This window comes from Acinetobacter sp. A22 (assembly GCF_030913345.1).
GTDB classification, from domain to species: Bacteria; Pseudomonadota; Gammaproteobacteria; order Pseudomonadales; family Moraxellaceae; genus Acinetobacter; species Acinetobacter junii.
Genome location: NZ_CP133162.1, coordinates 1,181,212 through 1,200,237, shown reverse-complemented (window position 1 = coordinate 1,200,237; position 19,026 = coordinate 1,181,212). Strand labels below are relative to the sequence as shown.

20 protein-coding genes, 1 pseudogene and 1 riboswitch are annotated in these 19,026 nt (G+C 37.1%); of the genes and pseudogenes, 12 read left to right on the top strand and 9 right to left on the bottom strand.

The features are described 5' to 3' along the window. Nucleotides 1-24: 24 nt before the first annotated feature. Nucleotides 25-1,356, bottom strand: coding sequence for a D-serine ammonia-lyase (dsdA, locus tag Q9Q86_RS05985; RefSeq protein ID WP_112987228.1), 1,332 nt, complete (start codon nt 1,354-1,356; stop codon nt 25-27). A gap of 405 nt (nt 1,357-1,761) precedes the next feature. Here dsdA and Q9Q86_RS05980 point away from each other — a divergent pair. The 7 genes and pseudogenes from Q9Q86_RS05980 to Q9Q86_RS05950 all read left to right on the top strand — a co-directional run bounded on the left by Q9Q86_RS05980 (nt 1,762) and on the right by Q9Q86_RS05950 (nt 8,997). Further along, a pseudogene (locus tag Q9Q86_RS05980) lies at nt 1,762-4,044 on the top strand (molybdopterin-dependent oxidoreductase). A 271-nt stretch (nt 4,045-4,315) separates the two neighbouring features. After that, nucleotides 4,316-5,353 carry a GTP 3',8-cyclase MoaA gene (moaA, locus tag Q9Q86_RS05975; protein WP_373866308.1) on the top strand — a complete coding sequence of 346 codons (1,038 nt, stop codon included), beginning with the start codon at nt 4,316-4,318 and terminating at the stop codon, nt 5,351-5,353. 21 nt (nt 5,354-5,374) lie between these two features. Next, nucleotides 5,375-5,626, top strand: a complete 252-nt coding sequence (locus Q9Q86_RS05970; protein ID WP_042890700.1) for a MoaD/ThiS family protein — start codon at nt 5,375-5,377, stop codon at nt 5,624-5,626. A 2-nt stretch (nt 5,627-5,628) separates the two neighbouring features. Next, nucleotides 5,629-6,171 (top strand): molybdenum cofactor biosynthesis protein MoaE, encoded by a 543-nt coding sequence (locus Q9Q86_RS05965; RefSeq protein WP_004961653.1) that lies wholly within the window; start codon nt 5,629-5,631, stop codon nt 6,169-6,171. 15 nt (nt 6,172-6,186) lie between these two features. Continuing rightward, on the top strand, nt 6,187-7,110 hold the full coding sequence (gene moaCB / locus Q9Q86_RS05960) for a bifunctional molybdenum cofactor biosynthesis protein MoaC/MoaB (protein ID WP_087539268.1): 924 nt from the start codon (nt 6,187-6,189) through the stop codon (nt 7,108-7,110). Continuing rightward, nucleotides 7,110-8,339 (top strand): molybdopterin molybdotransferase MoeA, encoded by a 1,230-nt coding sequence (locus tag Q9Q86_RS05955; RefSeq protein WP_112987226.1) that lies wholly within the window; start codon nt 7,110-7,112, stop codon nt 8,337-8,339. The genes moaCB and Q9Q86_RS05955 overlap by 1 nt, the downstream gene beginning before the upstream one ends. A 175-nt stretch (nt 8,340-8,514) precedes the next feature. Beyond that, on the top strand, nt 8,515-8,997 hold the full coding sequence (locus tag Q9Q86_RS05950; RefSeq protein ID WP_075696448.1) for a helix-turn-helix domain-containing protein: 483 nt from the start codon (nt 8,515-8,517) through the stop codon (nt 8,995-8,997). Nucleotides 8,998-9,107: 110 nt separating this feature from the next. Here Q9Q86_RS05950 and Q9Q86_RS05945 read toward each other — a convergent pair whose 3' ends face one another. The 4 genes from Q9Q86_RS05945 to tusD are packed head-to-tail and all read right to left on the bottom strand — an operon-like array spanning nt 9,108 to nt 10,510. Further along, nucleotides 9,108-9,419: a TusE/DsrC/DsvC family sulfur relay protein gene (locus tag Q9Q86_RS05945; RefSeq protein WP_039047884.1), complete on the bottom strand. Its 312-nt coding sequence runs from the start codon at nt 9,417-9,419 to the stop codon at nt 9,108-9,110. Nucleotides 9,420-9,448: 29 nt separating this feature from the next. Further along, entirely contained in the window at nt 9,449-9,733 is a 285-nt protein-coding gene (locus Q9Q86_RS05940) for a hypothetical protein (protein ID WP_004915591.1), read from the bottom strand. A 13-nt stretch (nt 9,734-9,746) separates the two neighbouring features. Then, nucleotides 9,747-10,097, bottom strand: coding sequence for a hypothetical protein (locus tag Q9Q86_RS05935; protein ID WP_039047885.1), 351 nt, complete (start codon nt 10,095-10,097; stop codon nt 9,747-9,749). Between the two features lie 44 nt (nt 10,098-10,141). Next, complete coding sequence (gene tusD, locus Q9Q86_RS05930; RefSeq protein WP_004954585.1) at nt 10,142-10,510, bottom strand: sulfurtransferase complex subunit TusD; 369 nt, start codon at nt 10,508-10,510, stop codon at nt 10,142-10,144. Between the two features lie 63 nt (nt 10,511-10,573). Between tusD and galE the strand changes: the two genes are divergently transcribed. The 4 genes from galE to Q9Q86_RS05910 all read left to right on the top strand — a co-directional run bounded on the left by galE (nt 10,574) and on the right by Q9Q86_RS05910 (nt 15,356). Beyond that, complete coding sequence (gene galE, locus Q9Q86_RS05925) at nt 10,574-11,581, top strand: UDP-glucose 4-epimerase GalE (protein ID WP_112987225.1); 1,008 nt, start codon at nt 10,574-10,576, stop codon at nt 11,579-11,581. A gap of 117 nt (nt 11,582-11,698) precedes the next feature. Next, nucleotides 11,699-13,093 carry a class II fumarate hydratase gene (fumC, locus tag Q9Q86_RS05920; protein ID WP_112987224.1) on the top strand — a complete coding sequence of 465 codons (1,395 nt, stop codon included), beginning with the start codon at nt 11,699-11,701 and terminating at the stop codon, nt 13,091-13,093. 119 nt (nt 13,094-13,212) lie between these two features. After that, nucleotides 13,213-13,704, top strand: a complete 492-nt coding sequence (locus Q9Q86_RS05915; RefSeq protein WP_005402678.1) for a hypothetical protein — start codon at nt 13,213-13,215, stop codon at nt 13,702-13,704. Between the two features lie 138 nt (nt 13,705-13,842). Then, nucleotides 13,843-13,932, top strand: a riboswitch (glycine riboswitch). A 179-nt stretch (nt 13,933-14,111) separates the two neighbouring features. Next, on the top strand, nt 14,112-15,356 hold the full coding sequence (locus Q9Q86_RS05910) for a D-amino acid dehydrogenase (RefSeq protein ID WP_112987223.1): 1,245 nt from the start codon (nt 14,112-14,114) through the stop codon (nt 15,354-15,356). Nucleotides 15,357-15,404: 48 nt separating this feature from the next. Here Q9Q86_RS05910 and Q9Q86_RS05905 read toward each other — a convergent pair whose 3' ends face one another. Then, on the bottom strand, nt 15,405-16,052 hold the full coding sequence (locus Q9Q86_RS05905; RefSeq protein WP_112987222.1) for a hypothetical protein: 648 nt from the start codon (nt 16,050-16,052) through the stop codon (nt 15,405-15,407). Nucleotides 16,053-16,150: 98 nt separating this feature from the next. Between Q9Q86_RS05905 and ispF the strand changes: the two genes are divergently transcribed. Next, nucleotides 16,151-16,642, top strand: coding sequence for a 2-C-methyl-D-erythritol 2,4-cyclodiphosphate synthase (ispF, locus tag Q9Q86_RS05900; protein ID WP_004915605.1), 492 nt, complete (start codon nt 16,151-16,153; stop codon nt 16,640-16,642). On the opposite strand, the gene Q9Q86_RS05895 is transcribed toward ispF, so the two are convergent. From Q9Q86_RS05895 to Q9Q86_RS05885, 3 genes are all read right to left on the bottom strand, one after another. Then, nucleotides 16,630-17,154 (bottom strand): protein tyrosine phosphatase family protein, encoded by a 525-nt coding sequence (locus Q9Q86_RS05895; protein ID WP_112987221.1) that lies wholly within the window; start codon nt 17,152-17,154, stop codon nt 16,630-16,632. The genes ispF and Q9Q86_RS05895 overlap by 13 nt on opposite strands. A gap of 136 nt (nt 17,155-17,290) precedes the next feature. Continuing rightward, nucleotides 17,291-18,211 carry an ornithine carbamoyltransferase gene (gene argF, locus Q9Q86_RS05890; RefSeq protein WP_004915611.1) on the bottom strand — a complete coding sequence of 307 codons (921 nt, stop codon included), beginning with the start codon at nt 18,209-18,211 and terminating at the stop codon, nt 17,291-17,293. Between the two features lie 113 nt (nt 18,212-18,324). Beyond that, nucleotides 18,325-18,966, bottom strand: a complete 642-nt coding sequence (locus Q9Q86_RS05885; protein WP_004954566.1) for a TetR/AcrR family transcriptional regulator — start codon at nt 18,964-18,966, stop codon at nt 18,325-18,327. Between the last annotated feature and the right edge of the window lie 60 nt (nt 18,967-19,026).

Sequence of the window (19,026 nt, the reverse complement as noted above, 5' to 3'; positions counted from 1 at the left end):
TTATTTAGATGTTGATATGGATGTTTAGATTATGGATTTTTGCAGATAAATTTCCATTTCTTCAACTGGAACCATACCACCACCAGTTGCCCAAACAATATGATTAGCATTATTCATTTGTTGCGCAGTCAGTTGATGCATAGCAGCATATTCTTGGTGCTGACTGATTAAGATTGGACCTAACATTCCAGCTAAGGCTGATGGTTCCAGTTTTAAATCTTCTGATTCATTGAGTAGCCCCAATAAGTTATACATGCTTTGATCATCCAGTGTGTAGAAAGCATCGAGTAGTCTTTCCATCGCTCGACCTACAAATCCAGATGCACGTCCTACTGCTAAGCCATCTGCTGCGGTAATGTTATCAATGCCTAGGTCTTGTACTGAGATTTGATCATGTAAGCCTGTTGCTACACCTAGCAACATGCATGGTGAATGAGTTGGCTCTGCAAAAATACAATGTACGTGATCACCCAAAGCCATTTTTAGTCCAAATGCAACGCCACCAGGACCACCACCAACCCCACAAGGTAAATAAACAAATAAAGGATGGTCTTGATCAACCGTAATATTTTGAGATTCTAATTGTGCTTTTAAGCGTTCACCTGCAACGGCATATCCTAAAAATAAAGTTTTTGAATTTTCGTCATCAATAAAAAAGCAATTTGGATTTTTTAATGCTGCTTTACGACCTTCTTCAACTGCAACACCATAATCCTGTGCGTATTCAATAACGGTAACACCATGTGATCTTAATTTATCTTTTTTCCACTGACGTGCATCTGCCGACATATGCACAGTGACATCAAAGCCAAGTTTTGCACTTATTATTCCAATCGAAAGTCCTAAATTTCCTGTAGAGCCAACTGCAATACTGTATTGACTAAAAAAATCTCTAAATTCTGCACGATCTAATTTTGAATAATCATCTTCAATTGTTAATAAACCTGCTTGAAGGGCAAGTTTTTCAGCCTGATAGAGCACCTCGTAAATACCGCCACGTGCTTTGATCGATCCTGAGATTGGTAAATGACTGTCTTTTTTGAGCCATAATTTTCCAGTGATATCTTGTTTGAAATGAGCTTCAAGCGTTTGCTGCATCTTTGGAATCGAAACCAGTTCAGACTCAATAATTCCTTTGCTTATCTCAGTCTCAGGAAATACAGACATCAGATAAGGAGCGAAGCGAGTTAAACGATCACGGGCATCATCAATATCATTTTGATTAAGACCAACAAAAGGTAGCCCCATTTCAAGGGTCGTAAAACTTGGATTCAACCAAATTGTTTCTTTAAGCTGAATGAGATCATCAACAACAGGGTGTTGTGCAACAAGGGCTTCAATTTGTTTCGAGTTCATTGGATTATTCATAAGATCTTTCTATTATGGTGAGGAATCGTTAAAGAAATTCCATTCTTTTTAGATATTCATGTATTAAAGGGATTGGATCAATAAAAATTATATCTTATGACAATAATCTTATTCATTTATCAGAACTCTGCTAAGTCAAGTTTTAGTTTTATTTCGGGTGAGTGTACTTGATCTTCTAGTAAATAAGTTCTATTTTAGAACTAACAGGATTTTAAGTGGTTGTCCAAATAATTTATTAGGATTTAAGATCATGTTTGGGCAATTAAAATTTACAAAAATAATCGAGATAACTGCTTGTCTTGCTTATTTCATCATTTGTAATTTGAGCCTTATTCGCTTTTAAAAATCAAAAGACCTTTAGTGAATAAAACTGCAAATCATAGGGAGAATAAAATGCCAATGTCGACTAGCGCTGCAAGACAGGATGTGACTGCTTGTATTTTATGTTCGAGAAACTGTGGTTTAAGTGTTGAAGTTGAAAACAACCAATTTAAGAAAATTAAAGGTGATGAGCAGCATCCATTTTCACAAGGTTATATTTGTCAAAAAGCAGCACGTTTAGAGCATTATCAACAACATGCAGATCGTTTAACTCATCCCTTGAAGCGACAAGCTGATGGTTCATTTCAAGAAATTCCTTGGGATCAAGCGATCCAAGAAATCGCAGATCAATTGGTTGAAATTCGTGATGCACATGGCGGAACAGCATTTGCGTCGGTTGGTGGTGGTGGACAAGGCAATCATCTAGGGGCGGCTTATGGTCGCCAACTATTGTATGCAATGAAAAGCTTTTATGCCTATAACTCACTTGCTCAAGAGAAAACTGGTGATTTCTGGGTGAATGGTCGTTTGTTTGGCAGTCAAGCATGTCATACCACTGAAGATGTGGAACATGCGGATTATGTTTTATTTATTGGAACCAATCCGTTTCAAGCACATGGTATTCCAAATGCTCGTGATACTTTAAAACATATCAAGAAAGATCCAAACCGAACAATAGTGGTATTTGATCCGCGTGTTACTGAAACGGCTAAGCAAGCTGATATCCATGTGCAATTAAAACCTGGTACAGATTCCTATTTGATGTCTGCAATGATTGCAATCATGTTGCGTGAAGATTTGTATGATCAAGCATTTATTCAAAAGCATACGCATGGGTTTGAGCAAGTTAAACAAGCATTTTCAGCCGTCCCAATTGAGTAATATATTGAGAAGGCAGATGTTTCAGTTGAATTGATCTATCAAATTGTCCGTGATTTTGCCAAAGCTAAGCGTGGTTGTGTTCGTATTGATTTAGGGATTCAGCATACTTTAAACACAACCTTAAACGGATATTTGGAAAAATTACTTTATTTACTCGTAGGGCATTTTGGTAAACAGGGAACGAATAACTTACATACTATGTTTATTCCGATCTTGACCAATACTGATGAGCGTAATCCTAAATATCGTCGTACGGTTCATCATAAGATGTTTCCAATATCAGGTTTTTTTCCACCCAATATTTTACCTGACGAAATTTTAAAAGCAGGTGATAAGCGAGTACGTGCAGTCTTTGTAGATAGTTGCAATCCATTGCTCACCTATCCAGACACCGCAGCTTATGAACAGGCATTCCAGTCATTGGAGTTGCTAGTTGTGGTTGATGTTGCGATGACAGAAACAGCGCGATTAGCCCATTATGTATTGCCAGCGCATAGTCAATTTGAAAAGTGGGAATTTACGGGCTTTAATTTGGAATTTCCACAAAATGGTTTCCATTTACGTCATCCGCTTTTTAAAGCTCAAGGCAATACGCTGCCTGAATCGGAAATCTATACTCGCCTACTTGAAGCCATGGGTGCTATTCCAAAACAGTTTCCTTTACTGAATAAGATCGCGCAAAAGGATTCCGCTAAAACAGCATATCTAGGTTATTTTGCTGCACTTGCTGCCAGTTTTGTGAAAAATAAAAAGTTAGTCCCATTTTCGGCATCTATTGTTTATCGAACACTTGGGCAGAGATTACCAAATGACGCCGCATCAACGGCTTTATTATTGCCTTTGTGTATGCAGTATTCGGCTCAACACTATAAAGCAGTCAAACAAGCAGGTTATAAAGGGAATCGTTTAACATTAGGCGTAAACTTATTCCAAGCGATATTGCAAAAACGTTCAGGCGTAATTCTCTCTAAACACAACTATGATGATGTCTGGGATTTGGTTGCTTATAAAGATAAAAAGATTCATTTAGCAATCCCTGAAATGTTGATTGAGTTAGCACAACTGAATCAACAAACTCAAGGTACAAGTGATCAGTTTCCATTTGTCTTATTGGCAGGTGAGCGCCGTAGCTATAACGCAAACCAAATCTACCGTGATCCAGCATGGCGTAAGGTTGATGCAGAAGGTCGCTTGAGAATGAATCCTGAAGATGCAATTTATTTTGGCGTAGAGACTGGTCACTCATTGCAGTGTATTTCAGAACATGGGCAGATTGCAGTGGTTGTGGAGATCCATGAGGGAATGCGAAAAGGGGTTGTTTCGCTGCCACATGGCTATGGTTTACGTTATAACGGGGGGCAGGCGATCGGACCTGAATTGAATCGATTAACTTCGTTAAAGCATTGCGATCCTTTATCGAAAACCCCATATCATAAACATGTGCCTGTACGACTAGAGAAGCCTGCGGCATAGTTGATAGATTGAGTTGATTTGCACTATTTTATTGCGTTTAAATTTATATATGTTTTGAAATAGTGCAATTTCATTTAACCATAATCTGCTATAAATCATCAGATTTTGCTCTAGTATTAAAATGATAAGTTCATTCAACGAAACACAGACTATATGATTGATGAATTTTAGAAATTGGAATAATAATTGCTTAAGTAAAATTCTCATATGTTCAGGAAAATAGATATGCACACAACTTGTGCTGAACAATATGAGAAAATTCACAATATGAGTGCATATGATGAAGCATGAAATACCTGAAACGAGTTTACCGATCTTACAAGATCAGTATGGTCGTATTAAGCGTAAGTTACGTATTTCGGTGACGGATCGTTGCAATTTTAAATGTGTGTATTGTATGCCTGAACATCCTGAATGGATGAAAAAGCAAGACTTATTAAGTTTCGAATCGCTTTTGGTTTTTTGTACTTATATGGTGAAACAAGGCATTGAGAATATTCGTATTACAGGTGGGGAACCTTTAATGCGACAAGGAGTTGTTCATTTCATCCGTGATTTGCAACAACTAAAAAAAATTGGTTTAAAACGTATTTCAATGACGACTAATGGTCATTACCTAGCGAAGTATGCTGATCAATTAAAAGCTGCTGGTTTGGATGATTTAAATATCAGCCTCGATAGTCTTGATGCAAAACAATTCAAAGCACTAACCAAGAAAGAACTTAATCCTGTACTAGAAGGAATAAAAGCCGCTCAAAAAGCTGAAATCCCTTTGAAAATTAATTGTGTTTTGATGAAAGATCACAATGATGATCAAATTCTACCGATGGTGAAATGGGCAAAAGATCAAAATATTCCATTACGTTTTATTGAGTTTATGCCGCTAGACGGTGATCAACATTGGACAAAAGATGCTGTAGTGAGCGAAGCAGAAATATTAGCGCGATTAAAGCCTCATTATGCTATTGAGCTACTTCAACAAAATCATGAACCAGCACGCCAATATCGATTAGAAGATGATTATCGAATTGGCATCATTTCGACGATTACCCACTCATTTTGTGGTGAGTGCGATCGTATTCGTCTAACTGCACAAGGTGAACTATTCAATTGTTTATTTGCTCAACAAGGTTTGAATATCAAAAACGATTTGTTGAACACGATTAAACAACATGTTGGTTTATCTGAAGTGTCATATCAAATGCTAGATCAAAAAATTAAACCTTATATCTGGCATAAGGCCAAAGGTTATCACGCGATACAAAACCAACAAGTACGTAAAATTAGTATGCACATGCTTGGAGGTTAGATTGAAAAATATGGAGAGGGTATGCAAACCATAGAAATTAAAATAGAAGCTTTTGGAGAGATAGAAAGATTACTACCCAAACCACTTCAATTTGAGTTTGCTAAAGAAAGTTTAATTTTAGATGTTTTAAATCATATTGTAGATTGTTATCCAGATGCTACAAAGGCGATGGATAAATGTGCTTGCGCGATAGGTGAAGATATTGTGACACGTCAGACCGTACTAAATTCATCATGCACAGTGGTGCTTTTGTCACCTGTTGCTGGAGGTTAGAAATGCGTGAGTTTTCAAGAGTTCAAGATCAAGCATTAAGTTTAGATATTTTTGATCCTATTCAGTCATTTCCTGAATGTGGAGGGATTGATGTTTTTATAGGAACTGTGCGAAACCATCATGAAGGAAAATCGGTAAAAGCACTTAAATATACCTCTTACACACCTGTCGCAGAAAAGATGATTCGTGACATAGAACAGGAAATTAAAGATAAATATCAAGTTTCTTATGTTCGAGTGATTCATCGTATTGGTTATTTGGATGTGAGTGACACCGCAATTATTGCAATTGCGTATGCTGCGCATCGTCGTGAAGCATTTCAAGCTTGCGAAGAAGCTGTTGAACGAGTCAAGCATGAAGTTCCAATTTGGAAAGAGGAGTTTTTCACAGATGGAACAAGCCATTACGTTGAAGGCTGTTGTATTCGAAAAGATACTACTGATAATCTTCAATCGAAAAAGCACTTGAGTTCTCCTTTATCAAAAGCAGAATCAACAACGCATCAGCACCATGAACATTGTGCACATGACCATACACACGATTAAATTTAGGAAGTAAAGATGAAAAATGTTGGGATGAAACCCGAAAGTTATCGTGTAGCTGAAGCACAAGCTGTCTTACATGCACCTGCACATTGTATTCAACTTCTACGTGACGGAAATACTGAAAAGGGCGATGCGCTGAAAACTGCACGTATTGCAGGTATATTGGCAGCGAAACGAACGGATGAGCTGATTCCACTTTGCCATCCATTACCGATTTATCGCGCCGATGTTGAATATGAATTAAATGATGATCATGTCGTAATTTTAACCACTGTAGAAACCATTGGTCCTACAGGTGTTGAGATGGAGGCACTCACAGCTGCCAGTCTTGCAGGTTTAACGTTATATGACATGTTAAAACCGCATTGTGAGCCTGAAGAGCTTTGTTTAGATCAATGTAAATTACTCAAGAAAAAAGGCGGAAAATCACATTTCAAACGTACCTTACGTCAACCTGTTTCTGCAGCAGTGATTGTTCTCTCAGATACTGTGGCAGCTGGTCGCAAACCTGATACGGCAGGAAAGTCAGTTGTTGATACTTTGACAGAAGCTGGTTTTGATCCAATTCATTATCAAATTCTGCCTGATGAATCTGATCAATTAAAGGATCTAGTATTAGAGCTAAGCAAATCTTATGCATGCATTATGACTGTTGGTGGTACAGGAATCGGGAAGCGTGACATAACGGTAGATACGCTTGAGCCATTGTTAGAAAGAAAATTGGATGGTTTGATGGAAGCGGCGCGTTCTTTTGGACAGAAGCGTACGCCATATGCGGCTATGTCGCGTGGGGTGGCTGGTTTTATTGATCGTTCGTTAGTAGTGACTTTACCTGGTAGTCGTGGCGGCGCAAGTGAATCAATGGCTGCAATTTTGCCAGCCTTGGTGCATATTTTTGATGTTTGCCGTGATTTGCCACATCCAGGGGGATATGAGTAATGTCAGGATGTGATGCTGAGAAAGGGTTGATCAGTATTGATGATGCTTTGGCGTTGATTCAGTCAACGCCTAGCGCATTGACGGTTGAGCAACTGCCATTAACCGAATGTCTGAATCGTTATTTGGCTCAAGATGTGTATTCTGGGGTCGATTTACCCACTTTTTCACAAAGTGCTGTGGATGGGTATGCAATATGTTCATCCTCTGAAAATCTTCAAGATTCAGTATTTGAAGTCATTGGAGAGATAAAAGCAGGAAGTGAACTTGATCATCAACTTCTGCAGGGACAAGCCATACGTATTTTTACTGGGGCTAAGATTCCAACTGGCACAACACATGTCGCTAGACAAGAAATTGTAAAGATCGAATCAAATAATAAAATCCGATTAGTCGAACATATTCAGCAACAAGCAGATATTCGTTTTGCAGGCGAGGAAATTCAATTAGGTCAGAAGATTGCTGAATGTGGTCAGAAAATTAATATTGGTGCGCTTGCAGCATTGAGTATGATCGGTGTACGAAGTATTGCTGTATATAGACTACCTAAAGTAGCTGTACTCGTCACTGGTGATGAAGTTGCTGAAACACCAGAAGATTTAAAAGCTGGCAAAGTTTTTGATGCAAATGGACCTTTATTAAAAGCATGGTTTGAAGATTACGGCATAGAGGTAAATATTCTGCACATTGCTGATGAGTCTCAACGTGTTACTCAATGTTTTAACCAATTAAAACAACAATATGATGTGATCATCACCACAGGTGGTGTATCTGTTGGGGACTATGATTTTGTCCGTCCTTGTTCATTTGACGCAGGTTTCGAACAAATATTTTGGAAAGTTAAACAAAAACCAGGTAAACCACTTTTCTTCGCCCAATATATTGAAGATGAGCATCGCTGTTTTTTACTTGGATTGCCTGGAAATCCAGCTGCAGTTTATGTTTGCATGCAAATCTATGGCAAGGTTTTATTAGATGCATTGCAAAATCAAGATCAATCAATCAATTGGTTTAGTGGAACATTAACACACGAACTTAAATCTGATGCACGTGAGCGTTTTTTAAGAATGCAGGCTTATTACGAACATGGACAATTAAAATTAAAAAGTCTAGCTAAGCAACAATCACATATGCTCAGTAATTTAATGCAAGCAAATTGTTTGGTTCGAGTTCCTGCAAATACTAAACTTGAGATTGGACAAGAATTAACAGGTGTATTTATAACGATTTAATTTTTGATTACATTATGTAACTAGCATTGTTTTTAGATGTTGTTGACGAGTTCTGATATTGCATCTAAACAATAAACTGGTTTAGTGTAATATCAGTATTGTTTTTCTTATAAATAATACGGTTCAAGACATGGATGGTGTCTTTTAATACTTTAAAAATAATTAGGTGATAATAATGAAATGGGAAGAAATCGGTGAGCAACCATGTTCTGTTGCTAGAACACTTTCGGTTCTAGGTGATCGTTGGACAATGTTGATTCTACGAAATGCTTTTATGGGTATACGCCGTTTTGATGATTTCCAGCGCAGCTTAGGGCTAACACGTCATGTGTTATCAGAACGTTTAAAACGACTTGTAGAACATGAAATTTTAGTTAAAGTTCCTTATGTCGAGCGTCAAGAACGGTTTGAATATCAACTTACAGAAAAAGGACTAGACTTGTATCCAATCATTCTTTCGATGGTACAGTGGGCTGATAAGTGGATGGATAAAGGGTTAGGTAAGCCGATAGAATTTACACATAAAAGTTGTGGCAAGAAAATAAGCCCCAAAGTGGTTTGTTCTGAATGCGAAGAGCCTATTCATGTAAAAGATGTAAGAGTTGCAGCTGGACCAGGATATTTCGCTTTCGTGGAGCAAAAGAAGAAGACAGCTTAATTCAAGTTTCTTCTTGTTCTATCTCATGTTTTATTACGTGAGATAGAACTTCAAAAAATTTAGGGTTTAATCTGTTATCTATGCTAAAAAAAATCTTTAATCATAAGTGTTTACAAACAATTTGCAGGCTTGGGAACACCCGCCAATCGGCTTAAGTGGCGTGCAACTAAACCTGTATTGAACTTCTGCTGTAGTTCAGCATTGTTAATCTCAGGGTTTACCGTTTTCATTAAAAATTTTATTAGTGGTCGGGTAGCTGGAGAATGTCCAAACTGTTGATAAAACTGACGTACAGCATTTAAAACCTCAAAATGCCATTCTGTAAGCTCCAAATCTAATGATTTAGCAAGCTCCTTAGCAACTTCATGGTTCCAAACGGTATAGTCAACTAAATGTCCGTCTTGATCTAGCTCTAATTGCATAAAATAGCCTAAGCAAAATTAAAAATATCTTATTTAAGTGTAATACAATGATTAAATTCTAAAATTAAATCAGCAAAATCAGAGTATTGCAAAATTTTGATTTGGGTGTGATTAGTCTGATTTAGTAAATTAACATCTGAATCTAAACAATATATGTTCCGATAATTATTAAAAATTTCATCAGGTACAGTTAACAAAGCTTCACCCATGATCACGATCGGGTCGTCAACTAATGCAAATTGATATAGTTCGCTCCAAACTTTCGCCAGATTGCTATATGGCGCCTGAATGATAATTAATGTTTTTTTGTTCATGGGGAAATCTCAATCACCAATATAAGACATGATCAAATGATCGAACGAATTCTGGAAGCAGGTTAACCAGTTTTATATCTTGATCAGAATTTTGAACCTCATGACGATCTTTATTTTTTTCTTCAATCAGAATTGGTGTCAAATCATAAAATTCAAAACTTTCCACCATATTGGATGCAATTTTAAAAGCATCACGGAATTGATTAAATTGTAGCTTATTGTTTAGTAGGCTAATTGCAGCGTCTTTGAATAATACTTTGACAGATATACCAAAGGTTGCTAAAACCATAGTAGCAGATAAACTTTCGTTGATTTGCAAACTGGTCAAATTAGGCTGCGTTAGGATGACGAGTACAGTTTTCACACAATTTACCTTTTAAAAGCAACACTCTAATAAAGAACTTAGAATTAAAATTGAATTAACCGCGAACAGCTTTGCACAGCATCAGCTAATTCACCGAGACCGACTAACTCAAATCCTTGAGCTAAGTTGTGATGTTGTAGCGAATGACGTTGCGCATTGTCCGCATCAGTGATTCCTCTAGCGAGAGCAGCACTGACACAGACAGGGAGTCGAATACCAAGTTTTTGCCATTCATGTTTCAAATTACGTTGATCATCAGGAAACCACTGAAAATCATTCGCGACTTGAACACCATCTTGGTAAAAGAAAACACGAAACTCTTCATGCTTGTCTTGCAATGCTTGAGCTAAACCAAAAGCATGCCAAGCGATGATAGACGTTGGTGCTGAGGTAATTAATAGTAGTGTACTCATTGAACATTCACTATAGCTATAGTCGGCAAATGATGGACATATTAAAAAGAAGGTAAGTATACAATGATTTTGGTGACAGGTGGTTTAGGCTTTATTGGTTCCCACATTGCCTTGAGTTTATTGGCTCGAGGTCATGAGATCGTCATTGTTGATAACTTAGCTAATTCTACATTGCAAACTTTGGAACGCCTAGAGTATATCTCAGGTATGTATATACCATTTGCCAAACTCGATGTCCGAAATACACCTGCATTAAATAAAGTCTTTGAGCAATACTCAATAGACACTGTTATTCATACAGCAAGCTTTAAATCTTTAGAAGAATCAGTGTTAAAACCACTTGAATATTATAACGATAATGTCAGTAGTATTATGAGCTTACTCCGTGCGATGCAACGGATGGGCGTTCGGCAACTAGTTAATATTTCCAGTTTAGCCGTTTATGGTAAATCTGATGATCAGTTGATTGAGGACACGGAATTTAATTATACCTATTCAAATCCTTATATTCGTTCGCAACAAATGGTTGAAGACATTATTGCTGACACTTACAAAGTCGACCATGATTGGAAAATGGTAAATCTAAGACTATCTAATATTGTTGGTGCATTTGAACATGGGGTTTTAGGGGAATACGTTCCGCAATTGCCCAAAAATATCGTACCACTCGCTTTGCAGGTTGCTGCGATGCAAAGAGAGTGCATTGAACTTCAAAATCAGGCAACTACCACTGATGGTACTGTTGAGCGAAGCTTTTTGCATGTATTAGATGTTTGTGAAGCTGTATTAGCATCTTTACATTGGTTATCAACTCAACAAGGATGTTTAGAGAGTTTTAATATCGCCCATAATGATTTAACTTCAATAAGCAAATTAATTGAAGAAATTAGTAAAGTAACCAAAATGGAGATACGCGTGCAGCCAGCTGTTTATCAACATGAGGAGCTTAGTCAGCTTGGGGCGAATATCGATAAGGCTGCGAAAATATTGAATTGGACTCCTAAGCGTTCTTTAACCCAGATGATTGAGGATGAATGGAGATTTTATCTCAATATTTTGAAGGGTAACTAATAAATAATGATTCTTATTTACATTTATAGCTACTTTCATTAGGATAGAAATATAAGCCAAAGCACCATCCGCTCTAGCCCATTTATAAAAGTTTATTGATTGAATTTGAGGTGTTTTATGCAAATGCGAATTGAACATGACACGATGGGTGAGGTTGCAGTTCCAAACAATGCTTTATGGGGGGCGCAAACTCAAAGAAGTTTGCAAAACTTCAAAATAGGACATGAAAGATTACCAAGAGCAATGATTCGTGCAATGGGGCTTGTAAAGAAAGCCGCAGCAATAACTAATGCTGAGTTAAAACAACTGCCTCAAGAGTTAAGCCAATATATCGTAGATGCTGCTGAAGAGGTGATTGAAGGCAAGTGGGATGATCAATTTCCACTTGTAGTGTGGCAAACGGGCTCGGGTACGCAAAGTAATATGAATTGCAATGAAGTGATTGCAAATATTGCGAATCAGAAGCTTGGTCATGCTTTAGGTGCCCAAAATCCTGTACATCCAAATGATCATGTAAATCGAGCTCAATCTACAAATGATTCTTTTCCTACAGCAATTCATGTTGCTGCCGCACTTCAAATTAATGAATTATTAATCCCTGCCGTTGAGAAGTTAAAAGATACTCTGCACGCTAAATCACAAGAGTTTAATGACATCGTGAAGATTGGACGTACACATCTACAAGATGCAACGCCGCTTACATTGGGTCAAGAATTTAGTGGGTATGTCTCACAGCTTGAACATGGACTTAAGCGTTTAAACCAAGCATTAGCTGGTTTGTATGAATTGCCACTTGGTGGAACGGCTGTTGGCACTGGACTGAATGCTCATCCAGATTATGCAGTTAAAGCAGCTGAACAATTAAGTGGTTTGACGGGACTACCTTTTATAACAGCACCTAATAAGTTTGAAGCATTGGCAGGAAGAGATGCTGCCGTATTTGCCTCAGGTGCTCTAAAAACGCTTGCTGTCAGCCTAAATAAGATCGCGAATGATATTCGATGGTTAGCCAGTGGACCACGCTGTGGTTTTGGGGAGTTGCGGATTCCTGAAAATGAACCTGGCTCTAGCATTATGCCTGGTAAAGTCAATCCAACTCAAAGTGAAGCTATGACGATGGTTGTTGCTCAAGTGTTAGGGAATGATACGACGATCAATGTCGCAGGTGCATCGGGTAATTTTGAGCTAAATGTTTTTATGCCTGTGATTGCCTATAATCTTTTACAATCTATTCAATTGCTTGGCGATGCTTGTAATAGTTTTAACGATCATTGTGCAATAGGAATTGAACCAAATCGAGAAAAAATTGATTATTTCTTGCATAATTCATTAATGTTAGTCACAGCACTTAATCCTGTGATTGGTTATGAAAATTCAGCCAAAGTAGCTAAAACAGCATATAAAGAAAATAAAACCCTTAAGCAGGTGGCTGTAGAACTTGGTTTAGTCTCCGAAGCGCAATTTGATGAGGTGGTTAAGCCAGAAAATATGGTCTCTCCAAACACTAAATAAAGTGCTTTAAATATATCAATAAAAAAACCTTTACCTTTGCTGAGGGTTTTTTTATGAGTAGTTTTTATAAAGTGAACTGCGTACAATACGCTTTTGATTTATTTGACTGTTGCTTTGTTATGCTCAAAATATATTTAACAGATACTCAAACCCATATCCAATTTTCAGATATTCCAAATGAAAATCCTGTTAAGTTTCTGTTAAATTTAAAAAAAATATTTCCTAGTACAGCCGATTTATTATTGCCTGTACTACCTGAAGACAACAATTTAGAAAACGTAACATGGGAAGCTACATCGAGTGATTTTGATGTATTTAAAAAGCTTGTTGAAGGTTGGGGGATTATTGAGCTACGCCTAAGTGCAATCACAACATATAAAGATAAGAATTTTGCGAATGATTTAGTGAAGAAAGCGCAGATCAGACGTAAGCAAATTTCCCAAAAGCATCCTCAGTTATCATTGATTGAGCTTGATTATATTTTAATGCACGAAATCCATGCTTTGATTGATGCTGAATTAGTAATGATTGGAGAAAAATTTTATTTACCTAAGTTAAGAGAACTTTGGAAAGGAAATTTCTCTGAACAAATTTTGCAATGCAAATTCTAAAAAATCTAAAGCAGACAAATCGTCTGCTTTTTTTATTCTTGAGCAAATTTAGAGTAGAATAAAGAACGACCTACAAAGAATTACAACATATTCATGTCTGTATTTCACTACGGCATATATATTGCTTATAGGGATATAAATATTATTGCGGGAGAGAAGTTCTTCAATGAACTCGCCGAAGGAGCAACGACCCCGGAAACTCTCAGGCAAAAGGACTGTAATAATATAAATACAATCTGGAGAGCAGTGCTCTTAATGTAGAAACAACACAATTTATTTTCTACACAAAACACTCACCGAAGGGGAAGGCTTAATGATTAATTGGTAATCATCTGCCGAAACTCTCAGGTACCATGACAGATGGGGCTATACAAAAAAGGAATGCTTTGCATTTCTAGGAGTTAGCTATGCCTCATGTTGTTGTTATTGGTGCGGGGATTACGGGTGTAACGTCTGCATATGAATTAATAAAATTAGGTTATCAAGTGACGGTAATCGATCGTCATCTATTTCCAGCGATGGAAACCTCTTTTGCGAATGGGGGGCAGTTATCCGCTTGTAATGCTGAAGTCTGGAATCAAAAAGCAACAGTGCTAAAGGGCATTAAATGGATGAGTAAAAAAGATGCACCATTGTTGCTCAATCCTTCATTTAGTGTGCATAAATATCGTTGGTTGGTCGAATTCTTAACACATATTAAAAACTACAAAGCAAATACCATTGAAACAGTGGGTTTAGCACTTATGGCTAGACAACGTCTTTTTGAGGTCGCTGAAAAAGAGAATCTGTCATTCGATCTTGAAAAGCGTGGCATTTTGCACATGTACCATACAAAAGAAGATTTCGAAATTGCAAAAAAAGTGAATGATATCTTAGTAGAAGGAAAACTTGAGCGTAATGCAATCACTCCAGAGGAAATGAGAGCAATAGAGCCTACGTTGACTGGAGATTATTATGGTGGATATTACACAGCTGGAGATGCGACTGGAGATATCCATAAATATTCAGTAGGCTTAGCACAAAAAACTGAAGAATATGGTGTTAATTATCGCTTTGGATTAGATGTTGTAGACGTAATATGTTTACAAGACAAAGTGATTATTCAATGTAAAAAAAGCTCTGAAAATATGGATGCTGAATCTGAAGCGCGTACTGAAATTGAAGCGGATTTGATTGTTGTGTGTGGTGGTGTGGGAAGTTATCAGTTAGCAGATATGCTTGGAGATAGCGTTAATGTATACCCAGTGAAAGGATACTCGATCACAGTGCAACTCAAAGATGAACGTAGTGTTAAGAATGCTCCTTGGGTCAGTCTGTTAGATGAAAGTGCAAAAATTGTGACATCACGCTTGGGTGCAGACCGGTTCCGTGTGGCTGGTACAGCTGAATTTAATGGCTATAATCGTGATATACGTGCTGATCGGATTCAACCATTAATCAATTGGGTTAACCAAAATTTTGATATTTCTACAGAGCATTCAGTACCTTGGGCGGGATTGCGTCCAATGATGCCAAATATGCTGCCTGTCGTTAAGCAAGGTCGACAATCACGTGTTTTCTACAATACGGGACATGGACATTTAGGATGGACATTATCAGCAGCTACTGCTGTGATTATTAGTCAAGAAATCTCACAAAAATTTCCAAACTAAATTAAAAAATGCCGATGTTTATACATCGGCATTTTTTCATAATTCTTCTTAATCGTATAAACGATATATTCCTGTAAAACGCTCACATCCTTTTTGGTCACTTTTAATAACAAGTAGAGCTTTTTGAAAATTAAATTGATATTGGCATTTTTTTTCATTATCAATAATTTGGCTCTTTTTTTCGGGTGTGCTGTATGCGAGAAGAGATATAGTTTGGGTTTCAATGCGATTGTTTGGATTACGGTAGGCTATACCTTCAATTTTTAGCTTATCTTTATCAAGTTGATGAATCTTTAAGTGCACAGGAAGCTCAGACAATCTACCATTCTCAAATTTTAAATAATGTTGCGTGAGCGTTTGATTCATCGATGTATAAAAGTTCAAATCATCAAAACGCAAATCAAATTGTTGCTGAAAACATGTCTTTGATTTGCATTGTTGAATTTGATTGAGCCAGAGTTTTTGAGTGTCGTGTAAAAGTTGCAAAGGTGCATCTGTAACAAGATAAGCTGTTAAAAACTTATTATTTAGCTTTTGAACATTATCCGAATGTTGCTGTAAGCAAATTTTCTTTCCTTGAAATTTGCTATTAGTGCAATCAATAGATTTCGCGTACACAAATGTTGAGCAAAAACAACTCAATGTAATAATGTAACCAGTTTTCTTTAATTGATTTCTTACAGTGTTAAACAGCATAATCACTTATACTTTCAGTCTAATTTGCTCAACGTACTATAGCGAAATAGAAAGCCTGAATACAAGATTTGTTCGGTATATTGTAAAAGGAAAATCATATGGTTGCTCAAATTCGTATTGGACAAGGGATCGATGTACATGCGTTTGAAGAAGGTGACTTTGTAACTCTAGCAGGTATTAAAATTCCACATACTCAGGGTTTAAAAGCACATTCAGATGGTGACGTTGTATTGCATGCGCTTTGCGATGCGTTATTAGGTGCATTAGCATTGGGCGATATAGGCCAGCATTTCCCAGATACTGATCCACGATACAAAGGTGCTGATAGTCGAGTTTTGCTCAAGCATGTGTATCAGTTAATCTTAGATCGAGGTTATCATCTAAATAATGCAGATATTACAGTTGCATGTGAGCGTCCAAAGCTTGCTAAGCATAATTTAGAAATGCGCCAATCTATCGCGGATGTATTAGATGTGGATGTGACGCAAATTAGTATTAAGGCAACAACAACAGAACAGCTTGGATTTACTGGTCGTCAAGAGGGTATCTTAGCGACAGCAACAGTTTTAATTTCTCATCAAGTAAAATGATTTGTGTTAATCAGTGACTGTTCTAATTCTAATGTTGATTTTCTTCCTTGTAGCTGTAATGAAACACTGTGAATTAGACCAGTCCAAGTTTCATTAGGTTCCCATACCTGATGAAGTAACTCTTGGGCAGTTGGCATATCCATATTCATATAATACTGACGGTATAAATAGATCAAACAACTCGCACGCATATTTTCCGTGCAGTGTAGCCAGACAATTTCATTTTTAACAAGATGGTCGATTAAATCTAAAACAAGTAAGCATTGATCAGAGCTTGGAATTTCCCAGTCAATTGGAATGTGTATGTAATTTAGCCCGATATCTAAGCAAATTTGATCTTGGTGATTGAGATGATCTGCAGATTTACTAGTAGATAGATTAATAACGGTACTGCACCCATATTCTTTAATATGATGAAGTTGATCTATAGTGGGTTGCGCCGAGTGAAATAAGTGCTCATGGACAAAGGAAAAGTGTGGTACTTGTGATAAAGCTTGTTCTAATGAAGTCATAATATCTACTATTTAATTAGTTTTCTTCTCAAAATATGAGAAATTTACACTAAAGTATTTAATCTAATATACGTCTTTTACTTCAAGTCTTCAATTTTTGTCAAAAAAACAGCATCAATTGATGCTGTTTTTTTATTTAGTCTTTCTTTAAATTTTCATTAAGCAAGAATTCCATTAATGCTTTTTGTGCATGCAAACGGTTTTCTGCTTCAGACCAAACCACAGAGTTTTTGTGATCAAGCATATTTTCTGAAATCTCTTCGCCACGATGAGCAGGTAAGCAATGCATAAACAAACAGTCTGGATGTGCTAAATCCATGAGTTTTTCATTTACTTGGAAGTCAGCAAATGCTTTTTCTCTTAATTTTTGCTCTTCTTCTTGCCCCATGCTTGCCCAAACGTCTGTCACGATCAGATCAGCATTCACTGCTGCATCTTCAGCTTTATTGAAAACTTCAACACAGTCAGCAAATTCAGCTAAAAATTCAGGTTTCGGTTCGTAACCTTCTGGAGATGCAATTTTGAGTTTGAAACCCATCATGTGAGCAGCTTCGATATACGAATTACACATGTTATTGCCATCACCAATCCATGCAACTGTTCGACCTTTGATACTACCTCGATGCTCTTCATAAGTTTGCAGATCTGCAAGAAGTTGGCAAGGGTGATGATCGTCAGTGAGACCGTTGATTACAGGTACAGTAGAATAAGACGCAAAGCGCTCTACGATGTCATGACCGAATGTACGAATCATAACGATATCTAGCATGCTTGAAATTACACGAGCTGAATCTTCAATTGGTTCGCCACGACCAAGCTGAGTATCGCGCGGAGATAGGAAAATGGCACTACCACCGAATTGGCAAATTCCAGCTTCGAATGAAATACGAGTACGTGTACTTGATTTTTCGAAGATCATTCCCAAAACTTTACCAACAAAAGGCTGGAATACCGTATTGCTATGTTGCATGCGTTTAAGTTCATGAGCACGATCTAAAATGCGTTGCAATTCTAAAGAAGACAGGTCTCTTAAAGTCAGGAAATGCCGAAGCGCCATAATTACTCCCACAATAATTATTGAATAAAAACAATAATTAATTGTTGTTTAATGGGTGGTGAACAAAAAAGGAATTGACTACTATACTATACGCTCAAGAAAAAGCAAAAGAATTAGACTTTTTGATGAGCTTTTAGAAACAAATCAACAGAAAAATCAATATAATCAAATATTTCTTTGTCTTCTGCGGGTACATCTAGACCCATCAAAATACGCCATTCAACATCCCGAAGAATTCCAAAATACATCGTGGCTGAAAATTGTGGCTTTTCGCAAAAAATTTCACCTGAATGATGAGCTTGTTCTAGCGCAAGTGAAACACTGTTTTGAATGTTCATCGCACATTTATTATAAAGATAGTGGGCAAGGTCGGTATTGTTTTGTGATTGCTCAAGAAACATACGCATGAATGCAATATTTTTAGGCTGTATGATGTGTTGATAAAATCTTTGCAGCGTTTGTACAAGGTAATTTCTTAAGTTTGTAACATTACAAATGTATGGTAAGCATATATCTTTGAAAAAGACTTCGCGGCGGTAATCGCAGATCGCAGTGAAAAGCCCTTCTTTATTGCCAAAATACTTATAAATTGATGTTTTTGAACCGCCGGCATGATGAACAATATCATCTAAAGAAACAGCATCATAACCGCGTTCTAAGAACAGATCAGTTGCACAAATCAGCAGTGCAAGTCGACGCTCTTGCCCACGACGAGTTTGAGGTTGTTCACAACTTGGATAACAAAGATCAGTCATTACTCTGGCTTAGATATAGCGGGATTTTTAATAGTATATCAAAAACCCTATGTAAAGTAT

Excerpts from the sequence above, each read along its gene's own strand:
- Q9Q86_RS05950 (WP_075696448.1), top strand. The coding sequence starts at position 8,515 with ATGAAATGGGAAGAAATCGGTGAGCAACCATGTTCTGTTGCTAGAACA.
- Q9Q86_RS05955 (WP_112987226.1), top strand. The coding sequence starts at position 7,110 with ATGTCAGGATGTGATGCTGAGAAAGGGTTGATCAGTATTGATGATGCT.
- moaCB (WP_087539268.1), top strand. The coding sequence starts at position 6,187 with ATGAAAAATGTTGGGATGAAACCCGAAAGTTATCGTGTAGCTGAAGCA.
- dsdA (WP_112987228.1), bottom strand. The coding sequence starts at position 1,356 with ATGAACTCGAAACAAATTGAAGCCCTTGTTGCACAACACCCTGTTGTT.
- Q9Q86_RS05895 (WP_112987221.1), bottom strand. The coding sequence starts at position 17,154 with ATGACTTCATTAGAACAAGCTTTATCACAAGTACCACACTTTTCCTTT.
- Q9Q86_RS05970 (WP_042890700.1), top strand. The coding sequence starts at position 5,375 with ATGCAAACCATAGAAATTAAAATAGAAGCTTTTGGAGAGATAGAAAGA.
- Q9Q86_RS05905 (WP_112987222.1), bottom strand. The coding sequence starts at position 16,052 with ATGCTGTTTAACACTGTAAGAAATCAATTAAAGAAAACTGGTTACATT.
- tusD (WP_004954585.1), bottom strand. The coding sequence starts at position 10,510 with ATGAGTACACTACTATTAATTACCTCAGCACCAACGTCTATCATCGCT.
- Q9Q86_RS05940 (WP_004915591.1), bottom strand. The coding sequence starts at position 9,733 with ATGAACAAAAAAACATTAATTATCATTCAGGCGCCATATAGCAATCTG.
- Q9Q86_RS05885 (WP_004954566.1), bottom strand. The coding sequence starts at position 18,966 with ATGACTGATCTTTGTTATCCAAGTTGTGAACAACCTCAAACTCGTCGT.
- argF (WP_004915611.1), bottom strand. The coding sequence starts at position 18,211 with ATGGCGCTTCGGCATTTCCTGACTTTAAGAGACCTGTCTTCTTTAGAA.
- Q9Q86_RS05965 (WP_004961653.1), top strand. The coding sequence starts at position 5,629 with ATGCGTGAGTTTTCAAGAGTTCAAGATCAAGCATTAAGTTTAGATATT.
- Q9Q86_RS05945 (WP_039047884.1), bottom strand. The coding sequence starts at position 9,419 with ATGCAATTAGAGCTAGATCAAGACGGACATTTAGTTGACTATACCGTT.
- ispF (WP_004915605.1), top strand. The coding sequence starts at position 16,151 with ATGGTTGCTCAAATTCGTATTGGACAAGGGATCGATGTACATGCGTTT.
- Q9Q86_RS05910 (WP_112987223.1), top strand. The coding sequence starts at position 14,112 with ATGCCTCATGTTGTTGTTATTGGTGCGGGGATTACGGGTGTAACGTCT.
- galE (WP_112987225.1), top strand. The coding sequence starts at position 10,574 with ATGATTTTGGTGACAGGTGGTTTAGGCTTTATTGGTTCCCACATTGCC.
- Q9Q86_RS05915 (WP_005402678.1), top strand. The coding sequence starts at position 13,213 with ATGCTCAAAATATATTTAACAGATACTCAAACCCATATCCAATTTTCA.
- fumC (WP_112987224.1), top strand. The coding sequence starts at position 11,699 with ATGCAAATGCGAATTGAACATGACACGATGGGTGAGGTTGCAGTTCCA.